The sequence below is a fragment of the Pseudomonas sp. COW5 genome (assembly GCF_026240005.1).
In the GTDB taxonomy this organism is placed as follows: Bacteria; Pseudomonadota; Gammaproteobacteria; order Pseudomonadales; family Pseudomonadaceae; genus Aquipseudomonas; species Aquipseudomonas kribbensis.
The window spans coordinates 5,706,265-5,732,343 of record NZ_JAPHVP010000001.1 but is presented as its reverse complement, the minus strand read 5'-3'; the positions used below and the strand labels follow the sequence as shown (position 1 = coordinate 5,732,343).

Below are 26,079 nucleotides of genomic sequence, written 5' to 3'. Positions count from 1 at the left end.
CATGAGTTTCTCGAACAAGGAACAGGGTCACGTTAAAGAGCGTTTGCTGCCCGGGGCCAGGGATATCGATGCCCTGGTGCGCGCAGAACATCAGGACCCGTTTTCCATTCTCGGGCCCCACGGCGATGGTGCCGGCGGGCAGTTCATCCGGGCGTATCTCCCCGGCGCATTGAGTGTCACGGTGCTGGACAAGGACAGCGGCGAAGAGCGCGGCCCGCTGGAGGCGACCGAGACGCCGGGGCTGTTTGTCGGGCATTTCGAATCGGCGCGGCCTTATCTGCTGCGTACGCGTTGGGCCGGTGGCGAACAAGTCGCGGAAGATCCCTACAGCTTTGGCCAGTTGCTCGGTGAAATGGATCTGTATCTGTTCGCCGAAGGCAATCACCGCGACCTCAGCAGTTGCCTCGGTGCGCAGCTGAAAACCGTGGATGGCGTCGACGGTGTGCGTTTCGCCGTGTGGGCACCGAATGCCCGGCGGGTGTCGGTGGTGGGCGATTTCAACGTCTGGGACGGGCGCCGGCATCCGATGCGGCTGCGCCATCCGTCCGGGGTCTGGGAGCTGTTCATTCCGCGCCTGCAGGCGGGCGATCTGTACAAATACGAAATCCTCGGTGCCCACGGCATCCTGCCGCTCAAGGCCGACCCGATGGCGCTGGCCACCAGCCTGCCGCCGGACACCGCGTCCAAAGTCGCTTCACCGTTGCAGATCGACTGGCAGGATCAGGACTGGATGACCGGCCGCCGCGAGCGCCAGCAACACAATGCGCCGCTGTCGATCTATGAGCTGCATGCCGGTTCCTGGCAATGCGAACTGGACGATCTGGGCGAAGTGGCCCGTCAGTACACCTGGCCGGAGCTGGCCGAGCGTTTGATTCCCTACGTCAAGGAGCTGGGCTTCACCCACATCGAACTGATGCCGATCATGGAGCACCCGTTCGGCGGCTCCTGGGGTTATCAGTTGCTGTCGCAATTCGCGCCGAGTGCGCGTTACGGCACGCCGGACGAGTTCGCGGCGTTCGTCAACGCCTGCCATCAGGCCGATATCGGGGTGATTCTCGACTGGGTGCCGGCGCATTTTCCGACCGATACCCACGGCCTGGCGCAGTTCGACGGCACCGCGCTGTACGAATACGGCAATCCGCTGGAAGGCTTCCATCAGGATTGGGACACACTGATCTACAACCTCGGTCGCACCGAAGTGCACGGCTACATGCTCGCCTCGGCACTGCACTGGCTGAAGCATTTCCACGTCGACGGGCTGCGGGTCGATGCGGTGGCGTCGATGCTGTATCGCGACTATTCACGCAAGGCCGGGGAGTGGGTGCCCAATCGCCATGGCGGACGGGAGAATCTGGAGGCCATCGACTTCCTTCGCCACCTCAACGATGTGGTGGCGCTGGAGGCTCCGGGCGCGCTGGTGATCGCCGAGGAATCCACGGCGTGGCCGGGCGTCAGTCAGAGCACCCAGCAAGGCGGCCTCGGCTTTGCCTACAAATGGAACATGGGCTGGATGCACGATTCGCTGCATTACATCCAGCAGGATCCGGTGTACCGCGCCCATCATCACAACGAGTTGAGCTTTGGTCTGGTGTACGCCTGGTCCGAGCGTTTCATTCTGCCGATCTCCCACGACGAAGTGGTACACGGCAAGCATTCGCTGATCGACAAGATGCCCGGCGACCGCTGGCAGAAATTCGCCAACCTGCGGGCCTATCTGAGCTTCATGTGGACCCATCCGGGCAAGAAGCTGCTGTTCATGGGTTGCGAGTTCGGCCAGTGGCGCGAGTGGAATCACGATCAGCAGCTGGACTGGTATCTGCTGCAATATTCCGAGCACAAAGGCGTGCAGAAACTGGTTGGCGATCTGAATCGGTTGTACCGCGAAGAGCCGGCGCTGCACGAGCAGGACGATGCACCGCAAGGGTTCCAGTGGTTGATCGGTGACGATGCGATCAACAGCGTCTATGCGTGGCTGCGCTGGAGCAAGGAGGGGACGCCGGTGCTGGTGGTGGCCAACTTCACGCCAGTGCCGCGTCAGTCGTACCGGGTGGGCGTGCCGTTTGCCGGGCGCTGGAAGGAACTGCTCAACAGTGATGCCGACACCTATGCCGGCTCCAACTATGGCAATGGCGGCGGTGCGTTCACCGAAGACGTGGCCAGCCATGGTCAGGCCTTGTCGCTGGAGCTGAATCTGCCGCCGCTGGCGGTGTTGATCCTCAAGCCCGAGGGTTGATCCGCAACCGAGGCGCCGTCTTCGCCAGCAGGCTGGCTCCCACAGTAGTAGATACTCACTGTGGGAGCTGGCTTGCGAGTGGTCGCGTGTTTACCAGCGCATCCGCACCCCCAGACTTCCGATCAACCCGTTCAGATCGTTGTCATCCACATCACTGCTGTAGTCGGCGCTGACGTACAGGCTCACGGTCGGCGTGACCTTCGCCACCAGACCCAGACCGAGTTCCACCGTCGAGGACTTGCGGCTGCTGCTGATCTTGTCCACCTGATCGAGCGTCACTGCGTTGCCGGTGTACACCGTGTGCCACAGGTTGGTGCGCACGTAGGGTTCGACCGGCAGGCCGCTTAGATCGTAACTGCCTTTCAGGCGGGCGCCGACCCGGCCGCTCCAGGACGAAATATCAGTCGATGACGCGTTGCCCGAGCCCGCGTAAGGCGTGTCGAGGGTGATTCGCTGATTGATCAACTGCGCCTGGGGCTCGACTACCCAGTTTTCGCTCAGTCCGATCGGGAAACCGCCTTCCACCGAGAGGGTCATCGCGCTGCCTTCCGTGGCCAGGCGCGCGCCCTGTTCATTGCGGCTGAAACCACTGACCCGGCCGCCGCTGGCCGACAGATCCACGTGCCAGCCTGCGGAACCCGTGAGGCTGTAATAGGCGCCGAGGCTCTGGCCCTGCAGATTGAGGGTGTCGGTGGTCGGGTCGGCGAGGGCGCGGTTGACGATCAGGCCGCTGCCGTTGGCCTGGATCTGATTCAGGCCGCCGATCAGGCCGATGCGCTGAGTCTGGCCGCCACTGCCATGCAAGGTCAGCACGGCTGGCCCTTTGACTTCCCCCGAGCCGGGCACCGCAAACCCGGTGCCAAGGATGTCGCTCTGTGCCAGGCGAGAGGGCTGCCCGTAAAGCTGATCCCAGTCCGAGGGGGCGAGATCCTCGGTGAGCAAATGCGTGCCGCGCAGGTCAGGGCGCGGGCTCAGGCGTTGTGAATCGGGTGTGATGACGGTCGCGGGCAGCGTCATGATCGGCACGTCCTGGCGATACCAGGGGGTGGTCTCATCCGCCACAGGACTCGCCTGCGCCTCCATGGATGAGCAGAGCAAGATAGAACTTGAAACGGTGCAAAAGGTGATTTTGATCTCGTGTGGGGTGAGTGAAGTTTTCATGAAGGTCTACCTTGCTAGCGCATGCTGTATCTCGCCTTGGCGTCTCTCCTACCCCGAATGAGGGGCGACCGAATGGAGCGAGGCGAACCTGGGGCAGCCCGTTTCACGAGTGTCCGAAGGCTCGCCCCGAGTAGTGATTCCGGGGGTAGTAAGGTAGAGCTAAGAAGACTGCTGACATTGCGTCAAGAAAATGGACGATGAGCGGTATGGCTAAATCAGAGATCACAAGCGTTTGTTTTTCTGAACATATCTAAGTTGTTGTTTGCAGGGAAAAATACGCCTTGAACCGCGAGGCAGAGCGTTTGCTTAGCCTGCTATCGGCTTGCCAACTGATGCGAATGCCCCTGTTTCCTGCCAGGCCACGCAGCTGATTACTGTCAATATTGCTACTGTAATCGGCACTGGCGTAAATACTCGCTGCGCGGTCGAACTACAAATGCACCTCGACCGCCAACGGCAAGTGATCCGACAGATGCGTCCAGGGTTTGCTGCCAAGAATCTGCGGGTCATGACTGCTGGCATTGCGCAGGTAGACCCGGTCCAGCCGCAGCAGCGGAAAGCGCGCCGGGTAGGTCTTGGCCGGCCGCCCGTGATGGCGCTCGAACGCTTCGTGCAGGTAGTCGCGACGGGCGAGGGCGACATTGCCCTGCATCTGCCAGTCATTGAAGTCCCCGGCGATGATCACCGGTGCATCGTCCGGCAGGGATTCGAGCAACTGGCAGAGCAGCTGCAGCTGCAACTGCCGGTGGCTTTCCAGCAGGCTCAGGTGCACGCAGATGGCGTGCACCTCGGCATGCCCCGGCACATCCAGTACACAATGCAGCAGACCCCGTCGTTCGGGGCCGGTGATCGAGACATCGAGGTTGCGGTATTCGCGGATCGGGTATTTCGACAACAGTGCATTGCCGTGGTGGCCGTCGGGGTAGACGGCATTGCGCCCGTAGGCGAAATCGCTCCACATGCTGTCGGCGAGAAATTCGTATTGCGAGGTTTGCGGCCACTCGTTGTAGCGGTTCGAGTGCCGTTCGTGTTCGCCCACCACTTCCTGAAGAAACACCAGATCGGCGCTGGTGCTGCGTACCGCTTCACGCAGCTCCGGGAGGATGAAACGCCGATTGAGTGCGGTGAAACCCTTGTGTGTATTGACCGTCAACACCCGCAGGCGATGAATGGCGGACACGTCGATGGCATGACGCTTGGGATCGCTGGACACGGTCGCTCCTATGAATCATGACTGCCTCTTCTTGCGACTGATCCGGGCGCGGGCAGTTCACCTTGAGTGACTGCCCGCGCCCGCCTGTCAGTCAACGAAGACAATTTCATAAGGCAGGCGCATGCGCTCCAGAATAGCCTTGGGCAGCAGCGGCGCAATGCCGATGGCCGGCTCGCCGTTCAACTGACTGGCATAGGCGTGGGTAGCGTGGCTCTTGCGTGCGACGGTCCAGGTATCGAGGCGCAGCTTGCGGGCGCGGTGCCACGGGATCTGTGCCTGATCACGTTCCGGCCAGTGCCAGGCCCAGACCGGAACATCGTGGTACGTGGCGCCGGCCTGTCGGGCGGCTTTGGCGCTGGCCCGGCCGACCACTTCATGATCGGCGCTGCCGTCCTCGCACCAGGTGCTGAACACCACGTCACCGGGGCGCAGGTAGCGGGAAATGAATTCTGTCAGCTGGGCTTCCTGATCGAGCAGGGCATTGTCGGTGAAACCGCCGCGCACCCATTTCAGGCTGTGCATCGGCAGGCCCAGGCGGCGCAGGGCCTCGACGCTTTCCTGGGGGCGGAACACGCTCAGGCGTTTTTCTGACCACTGGCGCGATCCGGGGTGACTGGCGCTGCCATCGGTGATCGAGAGCAATTGCAGGGGATGGCCGAGGGCCGACAACAGTTGCAGCAGGCCGCCGCAGGTCACCACTTCATCGCCGGGATGGGGCGCAATGACCACCGCACGGGCACCGGGCGGCACGAGGCTGTGGGTGTTGATGACCGGAATATTGTCGAGTTGCGCAGCGCTGTTCCATATTTGCGCCGGCAGGCCGCTTTCGTTGAGAGATAACGGTTTCATGGGGCAGGACGTCCTTGTTGTGTCTGGCCTTCAGTCGCACACGACCACGCGTGATTGACCCCTGAAGACTGGTTGATTACCCGGCAGCGCTCCGAACCCTGGATTGCCGCGATGCAGAGTATTGCTCAAGAAGGACGGTTCGTCGCGTCGCAGATCAATCTGCTCCGCTTTTTTTTATTCAGTCTGTGCCAAGTGTCGCAGATAGTCGCCAAAACCACCGCGCGCGCGACTGTCCAGGCGTGCGCTGGTAATGACCTGCGGGCGATGGCTCCAGGCGATGCTGGCCCCGCAACGCTCCAGTTGCCGGACCAGTTGCACATCCTCGTCACAGGGCAACGGCTCGAACCCGCCGGCGCGGACGTAGGCTTGCGCACTGACACCCAGATTGGCGCCATGGATGTGCCGGTGACCTTCGCAGGCCTGGTAATCACGGTGATAGCGAATCTGCGCCGCTTCATCGAACGATTCATGCCAGCGTTCGACCGTCACCGTGCCGCACACGGCATCCATGCCCAGCCCCAGTTGTGCCACCAGCCAGTCTTCGGCGACCCGGCTGTCGGCGTCCGAGCAGGAAATCCAGCGCGCACCGCGTTCAAGCAGTTGTTGTGCGCCAATGGCGCGAGCCTGCCCGACATTGCGCGCGTCGATGCTCAGCGCCAGCACCGGGTACTGGCTGACGATATGCGCCGAACGATCGGTGCAACTGTCGAGCACCACCAGGATTTCCACCGGTTCACCCGCCAGCAAAGGATGGTCACCCGCACGCAGGGCGGCGCAGAGGCAGTCATCGAGCCAGTCTTCTTCGTTGTGGGCAGGAATCAGGATGCCAATCATCGCAAACCCTCCAGCGCGGCGACCGAGCGGGGCTCGCGACTCCAGACTTCAAGCAGGAAATCCGATTCCTGATGCAGGACGAGTCGCGGCAGATGCAAGTGCTCATGGATCAGGTCGTGAACCTGACGGGCATTGAGCGGGCAACCTTCGATAGGCGGCCGCCAGTGACAGGCGAGCAATTGCCCGTCTGCCGTCAGTGAGTCGCTGATGCGGCGGATGACCTCTGTCAGATCCTGTCGATCGAGGTAGTAGCCGATTTCGCTGAAAACGATCAGGTCGAATTTTTCCTCAGGCCAGTCGCCAGGCAGACGACCGTGACGCACTTGCGCGTGGTCGAACAGGCTCAGTCGGGTACGCGCCAGATTGACCGCAGTGGTAGACGTGTCGCAGCACACCAATCTATCGCAGCGCTCGGCCAGTGCCGCACTCAGTTCACCGTTGGCGCATCCCGGTTCAAAGATTGCCCGGTAGTGCGGGCGGGGCAGGGCCGCCAGGGTCACGAGGCGTTTGCGCTGCTCGTACCAGCGCTGGCGGAATCCCCAAGGGTCGTTATTGCCCGCGAACAGGCCTTCGAAGTAGCGATTCTCGACACTCACAGGAAGACCACCTCGAACGGTTGCAGCAGTCGATCGATGACATAGGGCGCGAGCACCGGTGGCAGGCCTGCTTCGGAATCGCCCTCCAGTTGACTGGCAAACGCATGCACCGCATGACGCTTGCGCGCGACCTGCGCCGGGTTGAGCAGGATTTTGCGCGCCCGTTCCCAGGGCACGATGGCGTCTTCCGGGGTTGCCCAGTGCCAGGTCCAGACCGGCAGTTCGTGGCAAATTGCACCGACGCGCCGGGCCGCTTCGATGCTGGCGCGGCCGACGGCTTCATGGTCGCTGTGGCCGTCCTCGCGCCAGGTGGTGAAGATCACGTCGCCGGGGTGCAGGTAGTGGGTCAGGTATTCGCACAGCATCGACTCACGCGCGGCGACTTGCGTGTCGGGGAAGCCGCCGCGCAACCATTGCAACTTATGCATGGGCAGGCCGAGGCGGCGCAGGGCTTCGGCGGATTCCTGCGGGCGCACCACGCTCAGGCGTTCCACCGGCCAGCGATCCGAGCCGGGATGACTGGCGCTGCCATCCGTGACCGAAATCAGTTGAAGTGTGCGTCCCGCCGCGGCGAGCAGCTGCAGCAATCCGCCGCTTCCCAGGACCTCGTCGTCCGGGTGTGGAGCAATCACAACGGCCCTCGATCCCGGCGGCACCAGGTCGAGGATGTCGATGCTGTCCAACGCCGTCAGATGACGTGAGCCCTGCCATTCATGCAGGGAGGTTCCCTCGCCGACGATCGGGTTGCGTTTCATAGCGCCCAGCATCCGCGTGGTTGTTGCGCAATCAGTTGGCCAAGAGCCGCCAGATCCCGTTCGGCGTGGCTCTGGCGCAGGTATACCGGCAGGTCGGCCGCCAGCCGGGCAAAGTGCGGATCCTTGCAGAACGGCCCGGCCCCGAGTGCCCGCCCGGTCTCGCGGATGACCTGTTCGGCTGCATCCTCGACCACGGCGCGAACGCGGCGGGCCAGCAGTTCGGCGTCGGCCCCGGGGTTGCTGTCGATGTCCAGAGCGCTGACACGCAGCACTTGAGATGCAGAGTGCAAGGCGCTGTCGACGACGCCGAGACTGGCCAGCGCGTGCGGATCTTCACGTCGCGCACATTGCTGGCGCAAGCGATCGGCGATCTCTTTCGCGGCGCCGTACCAGCACGCGGCAATCCCGATCCCGCCGTGCCAGAAACCCGGACGCTGCAGGTAGTCGCCGGGGTCGCCGATCGCCTGGGCCTCCACATCGTCGAACAGCACCTCGACGCTGCCGGTGGCCGCCATGCCGACGGCTTGCCAGCCCTGATCGGTCACGCTCACCCCCGGTTGATCGAGCGCCACGGCCACCAGTTGCTGTCGATCCTCTTCATCCCACGCCGTGAGCAGGGCATGACTGAGCACCGCCGCCCCGGAGCACCAGGCCTTGCGCCCGTTCAGTCGCACCAGTTGCCCCGAACGGCTGACCCGAACCCGCGCCTGCGGTGGTTCTGCCGCCCACATGCCCCACGTACTGTCGGGTGTCGGTGTGCCGCCGAGCTGCTCGATGATCGCCAAGGCATCGGTATGACCTTCGTAGAGTTTGCACAATCCCAGATCATGCCCGCCGACTTCGGACAGTCGTTGCCAGCGCTCCAGCGTGCGACCGCTGCCGGGCAACGGCAGTCGGTCCAGTCCGGCCTCGACCATTTCCCGCAGGCAGCGTCCAAGGTCGGCGGTATCGCCATAGTCCGGTGCGTGCAGCGCCAGGTAGTCAGACAGCTCCATGTCAGTCTTCCTCATCCCGCTGCAGTTCGAACAACAGCAGCGAGCGTCCGGTGACCGAGTATTGATGGCCGAAATCGAAGCGTTCCTGACCCCGGATCGACGGTTGATTGGTGTCGACCATGCAGGTCCAGAAACTGCCTTCAGGTACTTCCGGCAGAGTGAAGTTGACGATGTCGTGGTGGGCGTTGACCACCAGCAGCAACGTCGCGTCGGCGCCCTTGCGGCGGATGCCGGTTTCCTGGGCACGGCCGTCGAGCAGCATGCCCAGGCAACGGTTGTGCGCATCGTGCCAGTGTTCGGTGGTCATCTCGGTGGCGTCCGGTGCCAGCCAGGTCACGTCCTTGACCCCGATGTCTTCGTTGTATTCGCCCACCAGAAAACGCCCGCGGCGCAGGATCGGATAGGTCAGCCGCAACTTGATCAGGCGTTTGACGAATTTCAGCAGCGCCTTGCCGTCCTCGCTCAGGTCCCAGTTGACCCAGCCGATCTCGCTGTCCTGGCAGTAGGCGTTGTTGTTGCCGTCCTGGGTGCGGGCGAATTCGTCGCCGGCAACGATCATCGGCGTGCCTTGGGCCAGCAACAGGGTGGCGAAGAAATTGCGCATCTGCCGATGACGCAGCGCATTGATTTCCGGATCGTCGGTTGGCCCTTCGACGCCGTGGTTCCAGGACAGGTTGTTGTTGCTGCCATCCTGATTGTTTTCGTCGTTGGCCTCGTTGTGCTTGTCGTTGTAGGACACCAGATCGTTGAGGGTGAAACCGTCGTGGGCGGTGACGAAATTCACCGACGAATAAGGCCGGCGGCCACGCTGATTGAACATCTCGCCGGAAGCGGTCATGCGGCTGGCGAAGTCGGCGAGCTGACCGTCGTCGCCTTTCCAGAACGCGCGCACGGTGTCGCGGAACTTGTCGTTCCATTCGACCCAGCCCGGCGGGAAGTTGCCGACCTGATAACCGCCGGGGCCACAGTCCCAGGGTTCGGCGATCAGTTTCACCTGACGCAGCACCGGGTCCTGACGGCAGGCGACGAGGAAGCTGTGGCGTTCGTCGAAACCGTCGTGATAGCGCCCGAGGATGGTCGCCAGATCGAAGCGGAAACCGTCGACGTGCATTTCGCTGGCCCAGTAGCGCAACGAGTCGGTGACCATTTGCAGCACGCACGGGTGGCTCAGATCGAGGGTGTTGCCGGTGCCGGAATCGTTGATATAGAAGCGCTTGTCGTCCGGCATCAGCCGGTAGTACGAGGCGTTGTCGATTCCGCGCATCGACAGGGTCGGGCCTTGTTCGTTGCCCTCGGCGGTGTGGTTGTAGACCACGTCGAGGATCACTTCGAGATTGGCTTCGTGCAGGTGCGCGACCATCTCCTTGAACTCGGCGATCTTGCCGCTGGCCAGGTAACGCGGGTCCGGGGCGAAGAAGGCGATGCTGTTGTAGCCCCAGTAATTGGTCATGCCCTTGTGCAGCAAGTGCTGGTCGTTGACGAAGGCGTGGATCGGCAACAGCTCGACGGTGGATACGCCGAGTTTGCGGATGTGCTCCAGCACATCATCGACCATCAGCCCGGCAAACGTGCCGCGCACGTTATCCGGCACGGCGGGGTGACGCATGCTGATGCCGCGCACGTGGGTCTCGTAAATGATGGTCTTGTCCCACGGCACGCTGACGCGGTGGTCGTTGCCCCAGGTGTGCGCCGGGTCGATGACCTTGCATTTGGGCACGAAGGGCGCGCTGTCGCGCTCATCGAAACTGAGGTCGGCGTCCGGGTGGCCGATGGTGTAGCCGAACAGCGCTTCGGACCATTTCAACTGGCCGACCAGTTGCTTTGCGTAGGGGTCGATCAGCAACTTGTTGTGGTTGAAGCGGTGACCGTTGGCCGGGTCGTAGGGACCGTAGACCCGGTAGCCATAGATCAGTCCTGGATGGGCGTCGGGCAAATAGCCGTGGAAAATCTCGTCGGTGTATTCCGGCAGTTCGATGCGTTCGAGTTCGACTTCGCCGGCATCATCGAAAATGCACAGCTCGACCCGGGTGGCGTTGGCGGAAAACAGCGCGAAGTTCACCCCCAACCCATCCCAGGTCGCACCGAGCGGGAAGGGCAGACCCTCGCGGATTCGCGTGGGTTCGGCATGTGCGGCGGGCTCGGCTTTCTTTGGACGGGTCATGATTGCTCCTGCAAGTCGGGGTGGGCATTTTTAAAGGGCGAGTGAACCCGCTGTGGCGAGCGAACCCGCCACACGGTCATTCAGTTCAACGGTTGAAAAAGCCTCAGATGGCCGGGGGCTTGCGCGGCGCGCGGGGCTTTTTCTCGGCGGCTTTTTCGCCCGGGGGAATCACTTTGGCGGCGCTGGCTGGCTTGGCTTTTGCCGTTGTGGCTTTAGGCTTGGCCGCTGTAGCCTTGGGGGCAGAGGCCTTGGTGCTCGCCGTTTTGGCGGCGGCAGCCTTCGGCGATTTCTTCGGAGCCAGTGCCTCGGCTTCGGCCAGTTTGCGCGCCATCTCCCAGTGGCGGGCTTCATGACCTTCGGGCTTACCTTCCGATTCCCAGATCTGATAGGCGAATTCGCGGATGCGTTTATCGTCGGTACTCATCGCAATGCTCCTGAACTGAACTCATGCTTCTAGAAGTGTTGGATAAACAGATTGACCGGGAAATCCCCCAGCGCAGAGCTGACTTCCAGCTCCCTGTTTTTTGTGACTGCGGTGCTCGAAAAAAGTCCCTTCAGATTTTCGTCGGAGGCGGCGAACGGTAATTCCACCCGCGTATCGCCCCAGCGCAGCGCATCGACCTGAGGTACAGCACCGTTTTCCAGCAGTGTCGCGCAACGGATCGGCACGATGACGATTGCCCGTTGATCCCCGTGCTCGCGGGCAAACGCGAGTACGTTGTGCGCCTGGCTGCCCAGCACCTCCAGGGCCTGGTACGAGCCTCGGCGAAACAACTCGGTGTATTCGGCGCGCAAGTTCAGTACCTGAGCGATCAACGCTTGCTTGATGCGCCCGTTACGCCAGTTCGACAGCAGTTCCGATGCCGATGCGGGTTTCACGGATTGTTCTCGCAAGTCGTAGTCAACCGGCCGGCGGTTGTCCGGGTCCACCAGACTGAAATCCCAGTACTCGTTGCCCTGATACAGATCCGGCACCCCCGGTACGGTCATGTGCAGCAAGGTTTGCGCCAGGCTGTTGAGGGCGCCGGCAGCAGCGATGCTGTTGACGCTCTTGGCCAGCGCCCCGCGCAGCAGTTCACCTTCGGGCGCCAGCAACAGTTGCTCGGTGAATGACTGGGCGGCGTTTTCGTAGGCTTCGTTCGGCGCACTCCAACTGCTTTGCAGCTTGGCTTCGCGCAGGGCTTTCTGCTGCCATTGCCAGATGCGTCTGGCGTAGTCGGTGAATCCGGCCTGATCATCGTCACGCAATTCCAGCGGCCAACTGCCGAGCAATGCTTGATAGAGGATCAACTCGTCGGCCGACGACGGCATCTGATCGTCATTACGCAGCGGCCGGGCGAGGGCACGCCACAACTCGACCTGCTCGGCGTACCAGTGGCTGCGCTCGCTGAGCACGGCCAGCCTTGCGCGGGTGTCTTCGCCGCGTTTGTGGTCGTGGGTAGCGGTGGCCAGCAGGTTGTCGGGGAATGTCGCCAGACGTTGCTGGTTTGCCGCATGAAAGTCGCTGACCGGGGCGCTGAACTGTTCGGTGTTGTAGCCCACGTCATTGCGCGACAGCAGCACCGCCGAGCGATACAGCGCGGTGTCTTCCACGGCTTTGGCGGCAGCAGGCGAGGTGAGTTGCTGAAAGCGCACGCAGGCATGACGCAGAATCTTGCGCGAGCGCCCACGGGGTTTGCGCCGCCACGGCTGGCCGCCGAGCCAGCCGGCCACGGACTCGAGCACCGGCCAGTCGCTTTCGCTCAGTGTCTGCCGCGCACCTTCCATGGCCTGCTGGAAAAACACTTCGTCCTGCGAGGAACGGCCCATCGCACCGATATAGGTGCGATACACCGGGAAATGCACGATCAGCGCCTGCAGCACCCGGCGGATCGAGCCGAGCGTGAGGTCGCGGGTCATCAGGTCGTCCCGCGCCACTTGCAGCAGCGCCTGGGCAACGCTTTCGCAATCGCTGGCCAGCGAACCGTTGAGAATCTGCTGACGCGCCAGTCGTGCCTCTTCGATAAACGCGGCGGGGCGCTCGGTGCGCCGCTGCCACAAGTCGCCGAGCACATGCTCGCCGGCCGGGTCGTGTTGCAGCAGCGACAGCTGATTCATGAACTCGTAACCGGTGCTGCCATCCACCGCCCAGTCGGTGCGCAGGGTTTCGCCGTCGCCGAGAATCTTCTCGACGTAGATCGGCAAGTGTCGCCCCGGCGCCAGAAAGTCGAGGCGTCGCCGCAGCTTGCGGCAGTAACCCCGTGGGTCTGCGAGGCCGTCGATGTGGTCGATGCGCAAGCCGTCGATCAGGCCTTCTTCGATCAACTGGAAGATCTTGCCGTGGGTCGCTTCGAACACCGCAGGCCGCTCGACCCGCAGACCGCCGAGTTCGTTGATGTCGAAGAAGCGTCGCCAGTTAATGTCGTCCGCCGCGGTGCGCCAACTGGCCAGGCGATAGCTTTGCCGTTCCAGGAGTTGATGCAGGCGCTGGAAACCGTCTTCGGTCTTCGAGTCGTAGTGCGTCAGGTTGTGCTGAATGGCTTGCAGGATGTGCGGGTCGCTTGCCAGTTGCTGCAGTTCTTCCTTGAGCGGGATCGCCAGCGAGCGGGCGTCGGTCTGGTAGCTGAGGCTGCTGAAGCGATCGGCCAGTGACTTGAGCGCTTCGTTCGCCGGCTCGTCGGCTTTCAGCAGTTCGCCGTAATCTCCGGGGCAGATCGGGAAGTGATGCTCGTAATGCTCGACGTGGAAGGTGCCCGCCCCGGCGTTGAACACCAGCGGCAGCGTGCCGTCCTGCAATGCAATGCCGTAATCGCTGCCAAGAAAGGGCAGCAACAACTGGCCTTCCATCAACGGGTCCGGCGAGTGCCATTGAATGTCGAAGAACTCGCCATAGGGGCTGAGCCGGCCCCATTCCAGCAAATCGAGCCACCACGGGTTGTCACCACCGCCGACCGCCATGTGATTGGAGACGATGTCGAGGATCAGCCCCATGCCGTGCTCACGCAGGGCCGCGACCAACCGGCGCAGCGCCGGTTCGCCGCCAAGTTCCGGGTTGACCCGGGTCGGGTCGACCACGTCGTAGCCGTGCATGGAGCCGGCGCGGGCGGCGAGCAGCGGTGAGGCGTAAACATGGCTGATGCCGAGCCGGGCAAAGTACGCCACCAGCGGCACCGCCTCATCCAGGGTGAAACCCTTGTGAAACTGCAGACGCAGCGTGGCGCGCAAGGTCAGGTTTTGCACTGCACTCATTGGTCACGCTCGGCGGCCTGAAGGCGTGCGCAGGCGAGCAGTTCCAGGCGCCGCGCTGCATCGACGCCATCGAGCAAGGTGTCACTGGTGCCCGGCAGGCGTCGCGACCAGTTCGGATGGGTGTCGATGGTGCCGGGCAAGTTGGCCTGTTCGTCCAGGCCCAGCGCGTCCTCCAGCGGCAGCAACACCAGCGGCGCGCGGGTGTGGCCAAGGAAGCGGACACTGGCGTCGACCACCTGATCGGCTTCGTGGGACTCCTCGCGAAAGTTCTGCGGATCCTGGCTCAAAGCGTTGCGCAAACCGTCGCGTTCGCGCTCGCGATAGCGGCGCCAGTCGATTTCGCCGTTGGCGTCGATCAGCCCGAGTCGCGCATTCCAGTCGATGTCCCGGCCATGCCACCAGCCGTTGAGCGTCGGCAGATCGTGGGTGCTGGTGGTGGCCAAAGCGTTGTCCGGCCAGTCGAGGATCGGTTTGAACCAGGTGTTGTCCTGTTCGAACAACAGTACGCGCATGCCGAGCATGGCCCGGGCGACCAGTTTTTCCCGCAGGCCATCGGGCACGGTGCCGAGGTCTTCGCCCAGCACGATCGCTTGATGGCGGTGGGACTCCAGGGTCAGCAGACGCAGCAGGTCGTCCACCGGGTAATACAAGTACGCGCCGTCCGCCGGCGCTGCGCCGTTGGGAATCACCCACAGCCGTTGCAGGCCCATGACATGGTCGATGCGCAGGCCGCCCGCGTGGGCGAAGTTGGCGCGCAGCATGTCGATGAACGCCCGAAAGCCATTGCGCACCAGACCTTCCGGGGAGAACGCCGAGATGCCCCAGCCCTGGCCGGAACGATTGAGAATGTCCGGTGGCGCACCGACCGTCAGTGACGCCAGCAATTCGTCCTGGAAACTCCAGGCCTGGCTACCGGCACCGTCGGCACCTACCGCGAGGTCGGCGATCAGACCGATGCCCATGCCGGCACTGCGGGCGGCGTTTTGCGCACGCTCAAGGCAGCGGTGAATCAACCACTGGCAAAACGCAAAGTAGCCGATGCGTTCGGCGTATTCCTCGGCAAACGCACTGAGGGCCGCGCCGCGCGGGTCGTGCCAGTGTTCGGGCCATTCGCGCCAGTCGAGGTTCTCGCCACGGGCGGCGCGCATTTCCTGGATGGCTTCGAAGCGGCAGTGATTTTCCAGCGCTTCGCCGCCCGCATCGCGGTAGCTGGAGAAATCCGTCTGCAACGGATGTTCGCCACGGATGAAACCTTCGTACAGCGCTTGCAGGAGTTTTTGCTTGGCGTCGGCGGCGCTGGGCCAGTCGATCAGTTTCAGGTTTTCCAGTTGCTGGAACTGCTCGGCGAGGCCGGCGGCGTCGATGGCATCACGCAGGGCGCGCTCGCCGAGGATGGTCCCCGGCGCGGCATACAAGGAATTGAGGAACAGGCGGCTGGACGGCGAGTACGGGCTATAGCGCCCGGTGTCGGCGCTGAACATTGCGTGCAACGGGCTGATCGCCAAAGCGTCGGCCCCGCGTTCGCCGGCGCTGCGGGCCAGCTCCTCTAACGCTTGGGTGTCGCCGAAACCGCCGTCGCCGGGGCGGCGCAGGCTGTAAAGCTGCACGCTCAGGCCCCAGGCACGGGGGATCGGGTTGTCCACGGCATCGCCCACGCTGTAGCAACGCTCGGGGGCCACGGCCAGGGTAAAATGTTGATCGGCGATATGGACTTGCTGGTAACCAACCGGAATTTCACCGGGCAACACCGCATCGGCATCGAGTCTGAGCGACAGCCGCGTGCCGTCTTCCAGATGAATCTCACAGGGGCTTTCGGGTTCGAAGTAACGCGCCAGGTCCAGGCCCACGCCGACATCGGCGGTCAGCAGCGGCGGCAATTGGCGGTCCTGTTGCACTTGTTGCAGTTCCAGCAGGCTGGCGTCGATTTCCTGGGCCGAGCCGGCCGGGTGACCGAGCCCGGTGAGGACATTGCGCAGCACCGCCGGGGCGACTTTTTGCTGACGGCCATTGGCGTCGATCCAGTCGACCGCAAGGCCGGCTCGGCTGGCGAGAATTTCCAGTTGCGCATCGCTCATAGGCGCTCTCCATCCAGGGGTGGCAAAGGGGTTGCGGCCGTGAGGCTGACGAGCGCGCAATACGGGGGCAGTTGCCCTTCATCCGTCAGGTCGGCAGCGGGCGGCTGGCGCAGCAGCCACACCGGTTCGGCCTGTGGTGGGTTGACCACCGGGCTGTCGCCGAGGTTCAGGTCGATTCGCAGCTCGCTGCCATTCCCCAGACGCCAGCGCGCGCTGACGGCGCCAGGCCCCAGCACTTGAGCGCCGAGCGCCTGGGTACCGGGCAAATGCGGAATGATGTGTTGATGGCGCAGTTGCAACAGCTGTCGATACAGCGCCAGGGTGGCCTGCTGTTTCGGTGTGCCGCTGCCGATCAGCCGCGGTTGCGAGGCGTGGAACGTCTGCTCGGCGTTGGGATCGGGAATCTGCTCGCGGCGCTGTGGATCGGCAAACGCACTGAACGCGGCGAACTCGTTGCGCCGGCCTTCGCGCACCAATCTGGCGAGTTCGCCGTGGTGGCTGGTGAAAAACAGAAAGGGTTGCTCGGCGGCAAACTCGTCGCCCATGAACATCAACGGAATCATCGGTGACAACAGCAACAACACGGTGGCGGCTTGCAGGGCGCGAGGATCGGCCAGTTGATGCAGGCGTTCGCCGAAGGCGCGGTTGCCGATCTGGTCGTGGTTCTGCAGGAACAGCACGAACGCGGTGGACGGCAGATGTTCGCTCGGCTCGCCACGGGGCGTGCCGTGGCGGGTCAGGTGCCCCTGAAACACAAAACCCTGGCTCAGGCAGCGGGCCAGTTGTTCGGTGGGGTGCTCGGCGTAGTCGGCGTAATAGGCATCGGTTTCACCGGTCAGCAGTACGTGCAGGGCATTGTGGCCGTCGTCGTTCCACTGGGCATCGTAGGCGTCTTCCAGCAGGCTGGCCTGATTGTGTTCGTTCTCCACGGTCAGCCAGACGTGCCGCGCAGGGTCGATCTGTTGCCGGATGCGCTGTGCCAGTTCTTGAAGGAAATCCGGGTCTTCGATGGCGTGCACCGCGTCCAGGCGCAGGCCGTCGAAACGGTATTCCAGCAGCCACATCAGCGCATTTTCGACGAAGAAGTCCCGCACTTCGCGGCGACGGAAATCAATGGCCGCGCCCCAGGGCGTGTGTTTGTCTTCGCGAAAAAAGCCCTTGGCATAGCGGTGCAGATAGTTGCCATCAGGGCCGAAGTGGTTGTAGACCACGTCGAGAATCACCGCCAGCCCATAGCCGTGGGCGCTGTCGATCAGGTGTTTGAGCTGTTCCGGCGTGCCATAGGAAGCCTGCGGCGCAAAGGGCAGCACGCCGTCGTAGCCCCAGTTGCGAGCGCCGGGAAACTGCGCGATCGGCATCAGCTCGATGGCGGTGATGCCCAGCCCGGCCAGTCGTGCCAGATGTTGTTCGACTTCGGCAAAACCGCCGAGGGCGCCGACGTGCAGTTCGTAGATCACCGCTTCGTTCCAGGGCCGGCCTTGCCATGTGCTGTGCCGCCAGTGATAAGCGTGCGGATCGACCACCACGCTGTGACGGTCGAGGTCGCCGTCCTGCGCCCTGGAGGCCGGGTCGGGCACCTCCAGTTCGCCGTCGATGTTATAGCGGTAGCGACGGCCGGCGGGGCAGTGGCTCTTGATCACGAACCAGCCATCGCCCTGCGGCAGCATCGGCAGGGACTGGCCATTGTCCAGCTCGACGCTGACGTAAAACGCATCCGGCGCCCACAACGCGAATTGCGTGTGGTCGGCATCCAGCATGATCGCGCCGTGGGGCCAGGTTTCAGGGGACCGTGACGGCATCGTTGACAACCTCCCTGGTTATTTGTGGTGCGTTTTACCCAGCGCCTTGGCCACCAGTTGTTCGTAGAGTTCGGCGTAGGGTTCGACGGCCTGGCACCAGTTGAACGGTGCCGCCATCGCCCGGCAACGCATGGCGTGCAGCAGATCCGGAAAGGCAAACACCTTGAACGCGCGGCTCAGGGCTTCGCGGTAGCTGTCGGCCGTGGACTCGTTGAACAGGAACCCGGTAACGCCGTTTTCGATGGTGTCGGCCAGCCCGCCGGTGTTGCGCGCCACCGGCAGCGAGCCGAAACGCTGGGCGTACATCTGGCTCAAACCGCAAGGTTCGTAACGCGACGGCATCAGCAGGAAATCGCTGCCGGCGAACATCCGCCGGGCATCGGTTTCATTGAAGCCGATGCGCACGCCGATCTGGCCGGGGAAGCGCAGGGCCAGTTCGCGCATGGCCTGTTCTTCTTCGGGTTCGCCGCGACCGATGATGGCGATCTGGCCGCCGTTCTGCACGATGTATTCCGACACCGCTTCGGTCAGGTCCAGGCCTTTTTGATAGACCAACCGTGACACCACGGCAAACAGCGGACCTTCGGAGTCTTTCAGGCCAAACAGCTCGCGCACATGGGCGGCGTTGATCGCTTTGCCTTCCCAGTCACCGATGGCAAACGGCGCGAACAGGTGTGGATCGGTGGCGGCGTCCCAGCTCTCGTCGATGCCGTTGGGGATGCCGCTGAGCAAGCCTTGCTGGGTCTTGGCGGCGAGAAAACCGTCGAGACCGCAGCCGAAATCAGGGGTGGTGATTTCCTGCGCGTAGGTGGCGCTGACCGTGGTGATGTGGCTCGAATAGGCCATGCCGGCCTTGAGGAACGACATCTTGCCGTAGAACTCCATGCCTTCCTGTTGCAGGGCATGGGCGGGAATCCCGAGTTCCGGGCACGAACCGAGGCTGGTCACGCCTTGATAGGCGAGGTTGTGAATGGTGAACAGGGTCGGCGTGCGTTGCCCGCGCCAGTGCATGTAGGCAGGCGCCAGCCCGGCTGGCCAGTCATGGGCGTGCACCAGATCCGGGCACCAGTGGATTTGTGCGAGGTTGGCGGCGATATCGGCGGCGGCCAGGCCCAGTCGGGCGAAGCGAATGTGGTTGTCCGGCCAGTCGCGACCGTTGTTGGCGCCGTAAGGGCCGCCGTCACGGGCGTAGAGCTCAGGGCAGATCAACACATAAATGACCAGACCGTCAGGCATGTCCATGCGCCCGATCTTGCAGGGTGGCAGCGCGGCATGGCCACCCAGTTCACCGATGATATGGATCGGGTTTTCGCTGTTCATCACTTGCGGGTAACCGGGGATCAGCACCCGGACATCATGCAGATGCGCCATCGCGCGGGGCAGGGCGGCAGAAACGTCACCAAGACCGCCGGTCTTCACCAGATCGGCGATTTCCGAGGTCACGAACAACACTTTCTTCTTGTTGGGATTCTGACTGGCTACCGGTGCCAGCGTCCTGGTGCCCGGGACGTTGATCGACCGGCTGCCGGGAACGCTCGCGGTGCTCGACTCGCCGACCGGCTGGTGAGCGCGCTCTCCCTGAATATCCAATGCCGCACTGATCATATGAATCTCCCGTTTTGTTGATCTGATTCTTGTCTTGAACAAGCGATGTCCATGGCCAAATCCTGTGGCCGGGCGCAAACGCGCCACGCATCGGTGAGCAAACGCTACCCAACACGCGCAAGCAGAATGGGTGAAGAGGCCGTTGCAAGGAATGAACCAGTCGCTTTGGCCCTGTCTTTCAGATGACCCGTCGCGATCAGCAAAAGTTTCGACAAAATTTCCGTGTTGTGACCGGTCGGTTTCGCCTCGCGAAAACCAGTCTAGGCCAGATCCTAGAGCGGGCCAGGGCAATCGGACGAATTGTTCGACAATGTGTTGCAGGGCCACGGAAACCGAGGCTTTGAGCGGGGTATCGCACCGACGAAGTGCATGTTTGAAGGGGCGGACGGTGCAAAACGGTGACCGGCCGGTCACGTTTTCGGGCGCAAGGAACGTGCGGATGCACTGTTGCGGTGCGGACAGTTGTGTTGGTGTGCGGTCAGCGGGTGCTGCTTCACGGGCATGGGCTGCCCGCGAAGCAGGCGTGGATCAATTCAGCAGACGGATCGGTTCTCCCGCCAACCAGGCCTGAATGTCCTCGATCATCTGCGAAAAGAATTGTTCATAGTTCTGTCGGCTGACATACCCGACATGAGGTGTGGCCAGTACATTCTCAAGCGTGCGAAACGGGTGCAGCGCCGGTAGCGGTTCTTCATCAAATACATCCAGCGCTGCACCACCGATGCGCTGTTTCTGCAAGGCTTTGATCAGCGCCGCTTCGTCGACAATCGGCCCGCGTGCCGTGTTGACCAGCAGGGCGGTCGGCTTCATCCAGTCCAGTGCCTGGGCATCGACCAATCCCCGGCTGCGGTCGCTGAGCACCAGGTGCACCGACAGCACGTCGGCCTGTTCGAACAATTGCTGCTTGCTGACATAGGTGACGCCGGCCTGTTCGGCGCGCTCGGCGGTGAGGTTTTCACTCCAGGCAATGACGCGCATGCCGAACACCTGTCCGAACTGCGCCACCCGCTGACCGATGCTGCCGAGCCCGAGAATGCCAAGGGTCTTGCCATGCAGGTCGCCGCCCAGACCCTGCTGCCATTGGCCGGCACGCAGGGCGTTGGCTTCGTTTACCAGATTGCGGGTGGCGGCCATGATCAGCGCCCAGGTCAGTTCCGGTGCAGCATGTTTGTAGCTGTCGGTGCCGCAGACCTTGATCCCGAGCCGGGCGGCGGCGGGCATGTCCAGCGCCGCATTGCGCATGCCGCCGGTGACCAGCAATTTGAGGTTCGGCAAACGCTTGAGCAGGTCTTCATCGAAACGCGTGCGTTCGCGCATCACGCAAATCACCTCGAACCGGCCCAGTCGTTCGGCCAGCGTGGTGTTGTCCGCCGGGTACTCATGGACGAAGGTCACCTCGCCGAGACTGTCCAGCACCGACCAGTCGACCACGTCCCGCGCTACGTCCTGCCAGTCATCGATCACTGCAATCTGCACCGCCATCAGCCTTGACTCCTCAACGAACGGGATTGGTTTTGTTCAGCCAGCCAAGCAGCGCCTGGTGGAACTGCGCCGGTTCTTCCATCTGCGGGGCGTGGCCGAGGCCGGGGAATTCCACCAGCGTGGACTGTGGAATCAGCTTGGCGACCTGCTTGCCCAGCACGTCGTAGTGGCCGATTTTCGCTTTCACCTCGGGTGGCGCGATGTCCTTGCCGATGGCCGTGGTGTCGGACGTACCGATCAGCAACAGGGTCGGCATTTTCAGGTTCTTGAACTCGTAGTAGACCGGCTGGGTGAAGATCATGTCGTAGATCAGCGCCGAGTTCCATGCGACCTGAGTCTTGCCCGGGCCATTGCTCAGGCCGGCGAGCATGTCCACCCAGCGGTCGAATTCAGGTTTCCAGCGGCCGTCGTAATAGGTGCTGCGCTCGTAGTCGCGGATACCCTGGGCGGTGACTTTCAGTTCGCGCTGATACCACTGGTCAACGCTGCGATACGGCACGCCAAGGGCTTTCCAGTCTTCCAGGCCGATCGGATTGACCAGTGCCAGTTGCTCGACCTGATCCGGGTATTGCAGGGCGTAGCGGGTGGCCAGCATGCCGCCGGTGGAGTGGCCGAGCAGGGTGGCTTTCTGGATGCCCAGCGCCTTGAGCAATTGCTGGGTGTTGGCTGCCAGTTGCTGGAATGTGTACTGGTAATGATCGGGTTTGCTGGAAGTACAGAAACCGATCTGATCCGGGGCGACCACCCGGTAACCGGCCTCGCTCAGGGCCTGGATCGAACTGTCCCAGGTCGCGCCGCAAAAATTCTTGCCGTGCATCAGCACCACGGTGCGCCCATTGGCCTTGCCGTGGGCAGCGACGTCCATGTAACCCATTTGCAGAGACTGGCCCTGGGACTGAAAGGCAAAGTGCTTGAGGGTGTAGGGATATTCGAAACCCTGCAGTTCCGGGCCGTATTGCGGGCCTTCGGCGTGAGCCAGCAGGGGCAGGGCAGCGGTCAACAGCAGGCCGGGCAGCCAGCGGGTCAGCGACACAGACATGGGACAACTCCACAGGAAATCGGCCGATGCTGGAACGGCCGGATTAGGGCGACGTTAAACACAGGCAATGCCCGCGCCCGATCGTTCAACCGAGCCAGCCCAGGGTGAGCATGGCCAGCACTGCATATCGGGCGCCTTTGGCGAAAGTGACGATCAGCAGAAAACGCCCGAGCGGTTCACGCATGACACCGGCGATCAGCGTCAGGGGATCGCCGATGACCGGCAGCCAGCTGAGCAGCAGCGACCAGTGACCATAGCGTTGATAGTGAACGCGGGCGCGCTCCATATGCTTCGGGCTGACCGGAAACCAGCGTCGATCCTGAAACCGCTCCAGTCCGCGTCCCAGCCACCAGTTCACCAGCGAGCCAAGGACATTGCCCAGGGTCGCCACGGCCAGCAGTCCCCAAAGCCAATAGCGATCGCTGACCAGCAGCCCGACCAGCACCGCTTCCGATTGCAACGGCAACAGCGTCGCCGCGCCAAACGCGGCCAGGAACAGCCCGAGATAACCCGCCGTCATCAATGGGCCGGGTAATCCGCCACCACCACATCGGCACCGTCCTTCTTCAGGCCGATCACCTGATAGGCATCGCTCATACCGTCCATTTCCATCCCCGGTGAGCCCATCGGCATGCCCGGCGCTGCGACTCCGAGCAGGTCGTCACGCTTGCTCAGGGCCAGCACCTGTTCCGCCGGGACATGGCCTTCGACGAATTTGCCGTTGATGATTGCCGTGTGGCAGGACGCCAGGCGAGGGGGAACACCGTGTTGTTGCTTGAAGCTGCTCATGTCGGCCTCGACATGATCCTCGACCTTGAAGCCGTTGGCCTCCAGGTGACTGATCCACTTTTTGCAGCAGCCGCAGTTGGCGTCGCGGTGGACTTCGATCGGAATGAGGTCGGCGGCTTGCGCCAGGGAGGAAAGGAGCAGGGCGCTCAGGGCGGCCAGACGCAGAGGGTTTTTCATGCAGGGTTCTCGACTCGGGTGACGGTCAAAAAGAACGCATTTTGACCGGTTTTTCCGACCGGGCATCAACGGAGTGTTTCCAGTTGATACAAGGCAGGCCGTCAGCATGATCGTAGATCAAAGCTGACAGCCTCCTGAGTGCGAGATGACAAATCCGTCAGCTGACCTTGAACCGGCCCATGATTGCGCTCACCCGACCGTTGGCCTCCAGGAGCTGGCGGGTATTGGTTTCACTGGCCTGGCCACTTTGTACCAGCTCATCCACCATGTGGCGGATCTGCACCATGCTGCGGTTGATCTCCTCGGTGACGGCGCTCTGCTGCTCGGCGGCCGTGGCAATCTGGGCACTGAGGCTGTTGATGTGGCTGACGGAACCGGCCATGTCATCGAGTCCGGTGGTGACGCGTGCCGTGGCGTCGGCGGCCGACTGGCAACTGGCCTGGGTGTTTTCCATGGCGCTGACCGACGAGCTCACGCCTTGGGTCAGACGGGCCAGCATTTCGTTGATTTCCGAGGTGCTGGCCTGGGTGCGGGCGGCGAGGGCACGTACCTCATCGGCGACCACGGCGAAACCGCGGCCCTGTTCACCGGCGCGGGCGGCTTCGATGGCGGCGTTCAGTGCCAGCAGGTTGGTCTGGCCGGCGATGGCACCGATCACACCGAGGATTTCGGTAATGCGCTGAGCGTCCTGCTGCATGTTTTCGACTTTGTGGGTGGCGCTGGCCACTTCATCGATCAGCGCGACGACGCTGCTGGTGGCTTCGCCCACCACGACCCGAGAGCGATCGGCATTTTCGTTGGCACGCTGGGTAAACGCAGCGGTTTCGGCAGCGTTCTGTGCAACGCTTTCGGCGGTCGAACTCATCTCGTTGATGGCGGTGACGGTCTGGTCGGTTTCCGAGGCATGGCGCAACAGGATCTGGCTGGTATGTGCCGAGGTGCGTTGCAGGTTGTCGAGGCTCGAAGCCATGGCGCCGGTGGCCTGGGTGACTTCGCCGATCATGTTCTGCAGGTAGGCGATGAAAGTATTGACGGAGTGACCGATCGCGCCGAGCTCGTCTTCGGCGCGGATGGTGATGCGGCGGGTCAGGTCGGCATCGCCGCTGGACAGCGAATCGATGTTGGCTTTGAGCGCTTTCATGCGCGCAACCAGTTGGCGAATCGCGTAGACCTGCAACAGCACCAGCAGGATCACCAGCGGAATCTGCAACAGGCTCAGGCTGCTGAGTACGTCGTCACGTTGCGCGGTGAGCATTTTGGTCGGCAGCGCGGTGGCGAGGAACCACGGGGTGCCTTCGATCGGACGCATGAAGAACGTGCTGGCTTCACCGTTGTTGTCGAATTCGACGCGCTGCGCCTGTTCGCGGTTTTGCAGTCCGGCCTTGACCTGGCTGGCGAAGGTCGAGCCGGCGGCCAGCTCGTTGATGTTCTTCAGCACGATCGGGCCGTTGATGCGCGAGCTGTTGCTGATGATCTTGCCGTCGGCCTCGACGATCAGCATTTCGGCGTTGAGGTCTTTTTCCTTGCGCGCCACCAGGTCGTTGAAAAAGCCCAGGGTCACGTCGATGGTCGATACGCCCCAGGTCGTGCCGTTCTTCTGAATGGCCATGGCGCAGTTGGTGCGCGGCTCGGCGCTGGCATCATCTTTATAGGCGGCGGCCCAGGCGCATTGGCCGCGCGGGGTCTGCAGGCCGCCCTTGTACCAGCTCTGGTCGTAATAGTTGGGTGCGGCGTCGCTGTTCCAGAACGTGTTCACGGCGAGTTTGCCGGAACTGTCACGGTGCCAGAAGGTGCTGAACTTGTTGCGTCCTGCCTCGCGCTGGCCGGGCAGTGGCCAGATACCGCCGCCGAATACCTTCAATTCACCGTACTGATCCACCAGCCCCGGCAGCACCGTATCGATGGCGGCGCTGTCGAGCAGCGGGATGGTCTGGGTGATGCTGCGCTGTTGCGACTGAACCTTGTTCAGTTCGCCCTGGATCTGCTCGGCGACCTCGGCGATGCGGTTGAGCACCACTTGCTCTTCGGTATGGCGCAGTTTCGGCGCGACCAACTGGCTGATGCCCACCACGGTCAGGACCGACAGCAACAGGATGAACAGAACCAGAAACAGCGTATAGCGAGCCTGAATGGTACGGAATGCGGGCATGAAGACCGGTCCTTGAGCAACGTTTTTATTAGGGGAGAGGAGCAAAGCAGTAGGGGTATCCCTTACGTATCGTCGCGGCGCGAGGAAGCTTTAGGTACTCACGTGCTAAAAAGTCTTGAAACGCTGGCCGGCAAGTAACAATTCCGACACACGCAAACTAACCAGCCCGTTCGTTAGAGTAAAAAACCGATTTTCGCCGGACTGGCCAGATGGCTATGCACCAACGTCTGCGGGGCTTGCAGTGCTTTGTATCGAGAATGTACGAAATTTGTAAAAAAATGAAAAACAGATTGGTGCCTTCAGTTTGCCGGCCGATACTCCGGACAACTCAAGACGTTCCACAAGGATATTTTCATGTTCTTTTCGCAAGGAGCACGCTCATGACCGTTGGTTATACCGGCGCGTGGCAGCCCAAGGCAGGTTTGCTGGTTCGAGATGCAGGCAGCTCGGGCAAACCGGTTTCTCAAAGCGTGAAGGTCAAGCAGATGCTGGCCCTGGTCGGTAACGACCCCACCGTTCTCAATACGGCGGAAATGGACAAGCAGCGTTTGCACAAGAACATCAAGGGGTTCGATCCGGAAAACGTCACTCCCAAGCAATTGGGCAAACTGACGGACTTCCTGCGCAGTCGGGGCCTGATTTCCGAAGTGACCTCGATGACGCTGCTCAATGCCGGTGACAAGTTCGATCGCTTCGGCATTCAGAAAGACCCGGATGCCAAGTTCAATGCGCTGGAATATTTCGCCACGCAACTGGACACCATCAACAACAACAGCCTCAAGGGTAACAAGTACGCCAATACATTGATCCCGGAGTACAAGAAAGCCATTTATGTGCTGCAGAGCCTGAAAACCTACGGGCAGGGCGGTGAACGTGCGCCTCCGACCGACAAAGGCGTCAGCGCCAAGGCATGATCCTGCAACGACAAGCCCCCGATAA

General features: G+C 62.4%; 20 protein-coding genes. 2 read left to right on the top strand and 18 right to left on the bottom strand.

What is annotated here, in order from left to right:
• Window position 1 precedes the first annotated feature (1 nt).
• On the top strand, window positions 2-2,233 hold the full coding sequence (gene glgB, locus OQ248_RS26085) for a 1,4-alpha-glucan branching protein GlgB (RefSeq protein WP_265814570.1): 2,232 nt from the start codon (window positions 2-4) through the stop codon (window positions 2,231-2,233).
• A 90-nt stretch (window positions 2,234-2,323) separates the two neighbouring features.
• On the opposite strand, the gene OQ248_RS26080 is transcribed toward glgB, so the two are convergent.
• From OQ248_RS26080 to OQ248_RS25995, 18 genes are all read right to left on the bottom strand, one after another.
• On the bottom strand, window positions 2,324-3,394 hold the full coding sequence (locus OQ248_RS26080) for an autotransporter outer membrane beta-barrel domain-containing protein (protein ID WP_265814569.1): 1,071 nt from the start codon (window positions 3,392-3,394) through the stop codon (window positions 2,324-2,326).
• A gap of 430 nt (window positions 3,395-3,824) precedes the next feature.
• Window positions 3,825-4,607, bottom strand: coding sequence for an endonuclease/exonuclease/phosphatase family protein (locus OQ248_RS26075; protein WP_114882679.1), 783 nt, complete (start codon window positions 4,605-4,607; stop codon window positions 3,825-3,827).
• An 87-nt stretch (window positions 4,608-4,694) separates the two neighbouring features.
• A complete protein-coding gene (locus OQ248_RS26070) occupies window positions 4,695-5,456 on the bottom strand; it encodes a PIG-L family deacetylase (protein ID WP_265814568.1) in 762 nt (253 codons plus the stop codon).
• A 174-nt stretch (window positions 5,457-5,630) separates the two neighbouring features.
• Complete coding sequence (locus tag OQ248_RS26065) at window positions 5,631-6,290, bottom strand: glycosyltransferase (RefSeq protein ID WP_265814567.1); 660 nt, start codon at window positions 6,288-6,290, stop codon at window positions 5,631-5,633.
• Window positions 6,287-6,886: an SAM-dependent methyltransferase gene (locus OQ248_RS26060; RefSeq protein ID WP_265814566.1), complete on the bottom strand. Its 600-nt coding sequence runs from the start codon at window positions 6,884-6,886 to the stop codon at window positions 6,287-6,289. Before OQ248_RS26060 ends, OQ248_RS26065 begins: the two co-directional genes overlap by 4 nt.
• Window positions 6,883-7,641: a PIG-L family deacetylase gene (locus OQ248_RS26055; RefSeq protein WP_265815147.1), complete on the bottom strand. Its 759-nt coding sequence runs from the start codon at window positions 7,639-7,641 to the stop codon at window positions 6,883-6,885. Before OQ248_RS26055 ends, OQ248_RS26060 begins: the two co-directional genes overlap by 4 nt.
• On the bottom strand, window positions 7,638-8,636 hold the full coding sequence (locus OQ248_RS26050; protein WP_265814565.1) for an acyl-CoA dehydrogenase family protein: 999 nt from the start codon (window positions 8,634-8,636) through the stop codon (window positions 7,638-7,640). The genes OQ248_RS26055 and OQ248_RS26050 overlap by 4 nt, the downstream gene beginning before the upstream one ends.
• 1 nt (window position 8,637) lies before the next feature.
• The gene (glgX, locus tag OQ248_RS26045) at window positions 8,638-10,797 is read right to left on the bottom strand and encodes a glycogen debranching protein GlgX (RefSeq protein ID WP_265814564.1); all 2,160 of its coding nucleotides are present in this window, start codon (window positions 10,795-10,797) and stop codon (window positions 8,638-8,640) included.
• Window positions 10,798-10,900: 103 nt separating this feature from the next.
• Window positions 10,901-11,221, bottom strand: a complete 321-nt coding sequence (locus OQ248_RS26040; protein WP_265814563.1) for a DUF2934 domain-containing protein — start codon at window positions 11,219-11,221, stop codon at window positions 10,901-10,903.
• Window positions 11,222-11,250: 29 nt separating this feature from the next.
• Window positions 11,251-14,025, bottom strand: coding sequence for a malto-oligosyltrehalose synthase (locus OQ248_RS26035; RefSeq protein ID WP_265814562.1), 2,775 nt, complete (start codon window positions 14,023-14,025; stop codon window positions 11,251-11,253).
• Window positions 14,022-16,100, bottom strand: a complete 2,079-nt coding sequence (gene malQ, locus OQ248_RS26030; RefSeq protein WP_265814561.1) for a 4-alpha-glucanotransferase — start codon at window positions 16,098-16,100, stop codon at window positions 14,022-14,024. Before malQ ends, OQ248_RS26035 begins: the two co-directional genes overlap by 4 nt.
• A complete protein-coding gene (treZ, locus tag OQ248_RS26025) occupies window positions 16,097-17,899 on the bottom strand; it encodes a malto-oligosyltrehalose trehalohydrolase (RefSeq protein ID WP_265814560.1) in 1,803 nt (600 codons plus the stop codon). Before treZ ends, malQ begins: the two co-directional genes overlap by 4 nt.
• A gap of 18 nt (window positions 17,900-17,917) precedes the next feature.
• Window positions 17,918-19,504 carry a glycogen synthase GlgA gene (glgA, locus tag OQ248_RS26020; protein ID WP_085708204.1) on the bottom strand — a complete coding sequence of 529 codons (1,587 nt, stop codon included), beginning with the start codon at window positions 19,502-19,504 and terminating at the stop codon, window positions 17,918-17,920.
• A 528-nt stretch (window positions 19,505-20,032) separates the two neighbouring features.
• Window positions 20,033-20,986, bottom strand: a complete 954-nt coding sequence (locus tag OQ248_RS26015; protein WP_265814559.1) for a D-2-hydroxyacid dehydrogenase family protein — start codon at window positions 20,984-20,986, stop codon at window positions 20,033-20,035.
• 13 nt (window positions 20,987-20,999) lie between these two features.
• Window positions 21,000-22,025: an alpha/beta hydrolase gene (locus OQ248_RS26010; protein ID WP_265814558.1), complete on the bottom strand. Its 1,026-nt coding sequence runs from the start codon at window positions 22,023-22,025 to the stop codon at window positions 21,000-21,002.
• Between the two features lie 85 nt (window positions 22,026-22,110).
• Entirely contained in the window at window positions 22,111-22,545 is a 435-nt protein-coding gene (locus tag OQ248_RS26005; protein ID WP_265814557.1) for a YqaA family protein, read from the bottom strand.
• Window positions 22,545-22,991, bottom strand: coding sequence for a DUF411 domain-containing protein (locus OQ248_RS26000; RefSeq protein ID WP_169430265.1), 447 nt, complete (start codon window positions 22,989-22,991; stop codon window positions 22,545-22,547). The genes OQ248_RS26005 and OQ248_RS26000 overlap by 1 nt, the downstream gene beginning before the upstream one ends.
• A gap of 157 nt (window positions 22,992-23,148) precedes the next feature.
• Window positions 23,149-25,140, bottom strand: coding sequence for a methyl-accepting chemotaxis protein (locus OQ248_RS25995; protein WP_265814556.1), 1,992 nt, complete (start codon window positions 25,138-25,140; stop codon window positions 23,149-23,151).
• A gap of 380 nt (window positions 25,141-25,520) precedes the next feature.
• On the opposite strand from OQ248_RS25995, the gene OQ248_RS25990 reads away from it, so the two are divergent.
• On the top strand, window positions 25,521-26,054 hold the full coding sequence (locus OQ248_RS25990; protein ID WP_265814555.1) for a hypothetical protein: 534 nt from the start codon (window positions 25,521-25,523) through the stop codon (window positions 26,052-26,054).
• Window positions 26,055-26,079 lie beyond the last annotated feature (25 nt).

Bases quoted from the DNA above. Each gene is read 5' to 3' on its own strand.
- glgB (WP_265814570.1), top strand. From the start codon at position 2: ATGAGTTTCTCGAACAAGGAACAGGGTCACGTTAAAGAGCGTTTGCTG.
- OQ248_RS26080 (WP_265814569.1), bottom strand. From the start codon at position 3,394: ATGAAAACTTCACTCACCCCACACGAGATCAAAATCACCTTTTGCACC.
- OQ248_RS26070 (WP_265814568.1), bottom strand. From the start codon at position 5,456: ATGAAACCGTTATCTCTCAACGAAAGCGGCCTGCCGGCGCAAATATGG.
- OQ248_RS26065 (WP_265814567.1), bottom strand. From the start codon at position 6,290: ATGATTGGCATCCTGATTCCTGCCCACAACGAAGAAGACTGGCTCGAT.
- OQ248_RS26055 (WP_265815147.1), bottom strand. From the start codon at position 7,641: ATGAAACGCAACCCGATCGTCGGCGAGGGAACCTCCCTGCATGAATGG.
- OQ248_RS26050 (WP_265814565.1), bottom strand. From the start codon at position 8,636: ATGGAGCTGTCTGACTACCTGGCGCTGCACGCACCGGACTATGGCGAT.
- glgX (WP_265814564.1), bottom strand. From the start codon at position 10,797: ATGACCCGTCCAAAGAAAGCCGAGCCCGCCGCACATGCCGAACCCACG.
- OQ248_RS26040 (WP_265814563.1), bottom strand. From the start codon at position 11,221: ATGAGTACCGACGATAAACGCATCCGCGAATTCGCCTATCAGATCTGG.
- OQ248_RS26035 (WP_265814562.1), bottom strand. From the start codon at position 14,025: ATGAGTGCAGTGCAAAACCTGACCTTGCGCGCCACGCTGCGTCTGCAG.
- malQ (WP_265814561.1), bottom strand. From the start codon at position 16,100: ATGAGCGATGCGCAACTGGAAATTCTCGCCAGCCGAGCCGGCCTTGCG.
- treZ (WP_265814560.1), bottom strand. From the start codon at position 17,899: ATGCCGTCACGGTCCCCTGAAACCTGGCCCCACGGCGCGATCATGCTG.
- glgA (WP_085708204.1), bottom strand. From the start codon at position 19,504: ATGATCAGTGCGGCATTGGATATTCAGGGAGAGCGCGCTCACCAGCCG.
- OQ248_RS26015 (WP_265814559.1), bottom strand. From the start codon at position 20,986: ATGGCGGTGCAGATTGCAGTGATCGATGACTGGCAGGACGTAGCGCGG.
- OQ248_RS26010 (WP_265814558.1), bottom strand. From the start codon at position 22,025: ATGTCTGTGTCGCTGACCCGCTGGCTGCCCGGCCTGCTGTTGACCGCT.
- OQ248_RS26005 (WP_265814557.1), bottom strand. From the start codon at position 22,545: ATGACGGCGGGTTATCTCGGGCTGTTCCTGGCCGCGTTTGGCGCGGCG.
- OQ248_RS26000 (WP_169430265.1), bottom strand. From the start codon at position 22,991: ATGAAAAACCCTCTGCGTCTGGCCGCCCTGAGCGCCCTGCTCCTTTCC.
- OQ248_RS25995 (WP_265814556.1), bottom strand. From the start codon at position 25,140: ATGCCCGCATTCCGTACCATTCAGGCTCGCTATACGCTGTTTCTGGTT.
- OQ248_RS25990 (WP_265814555.1), top strand. From the start codon at position 25,521: ATGACCGTTGGTTATACCGGCGCGTGGCAGCCCAAGGCAGGTTTGCTG.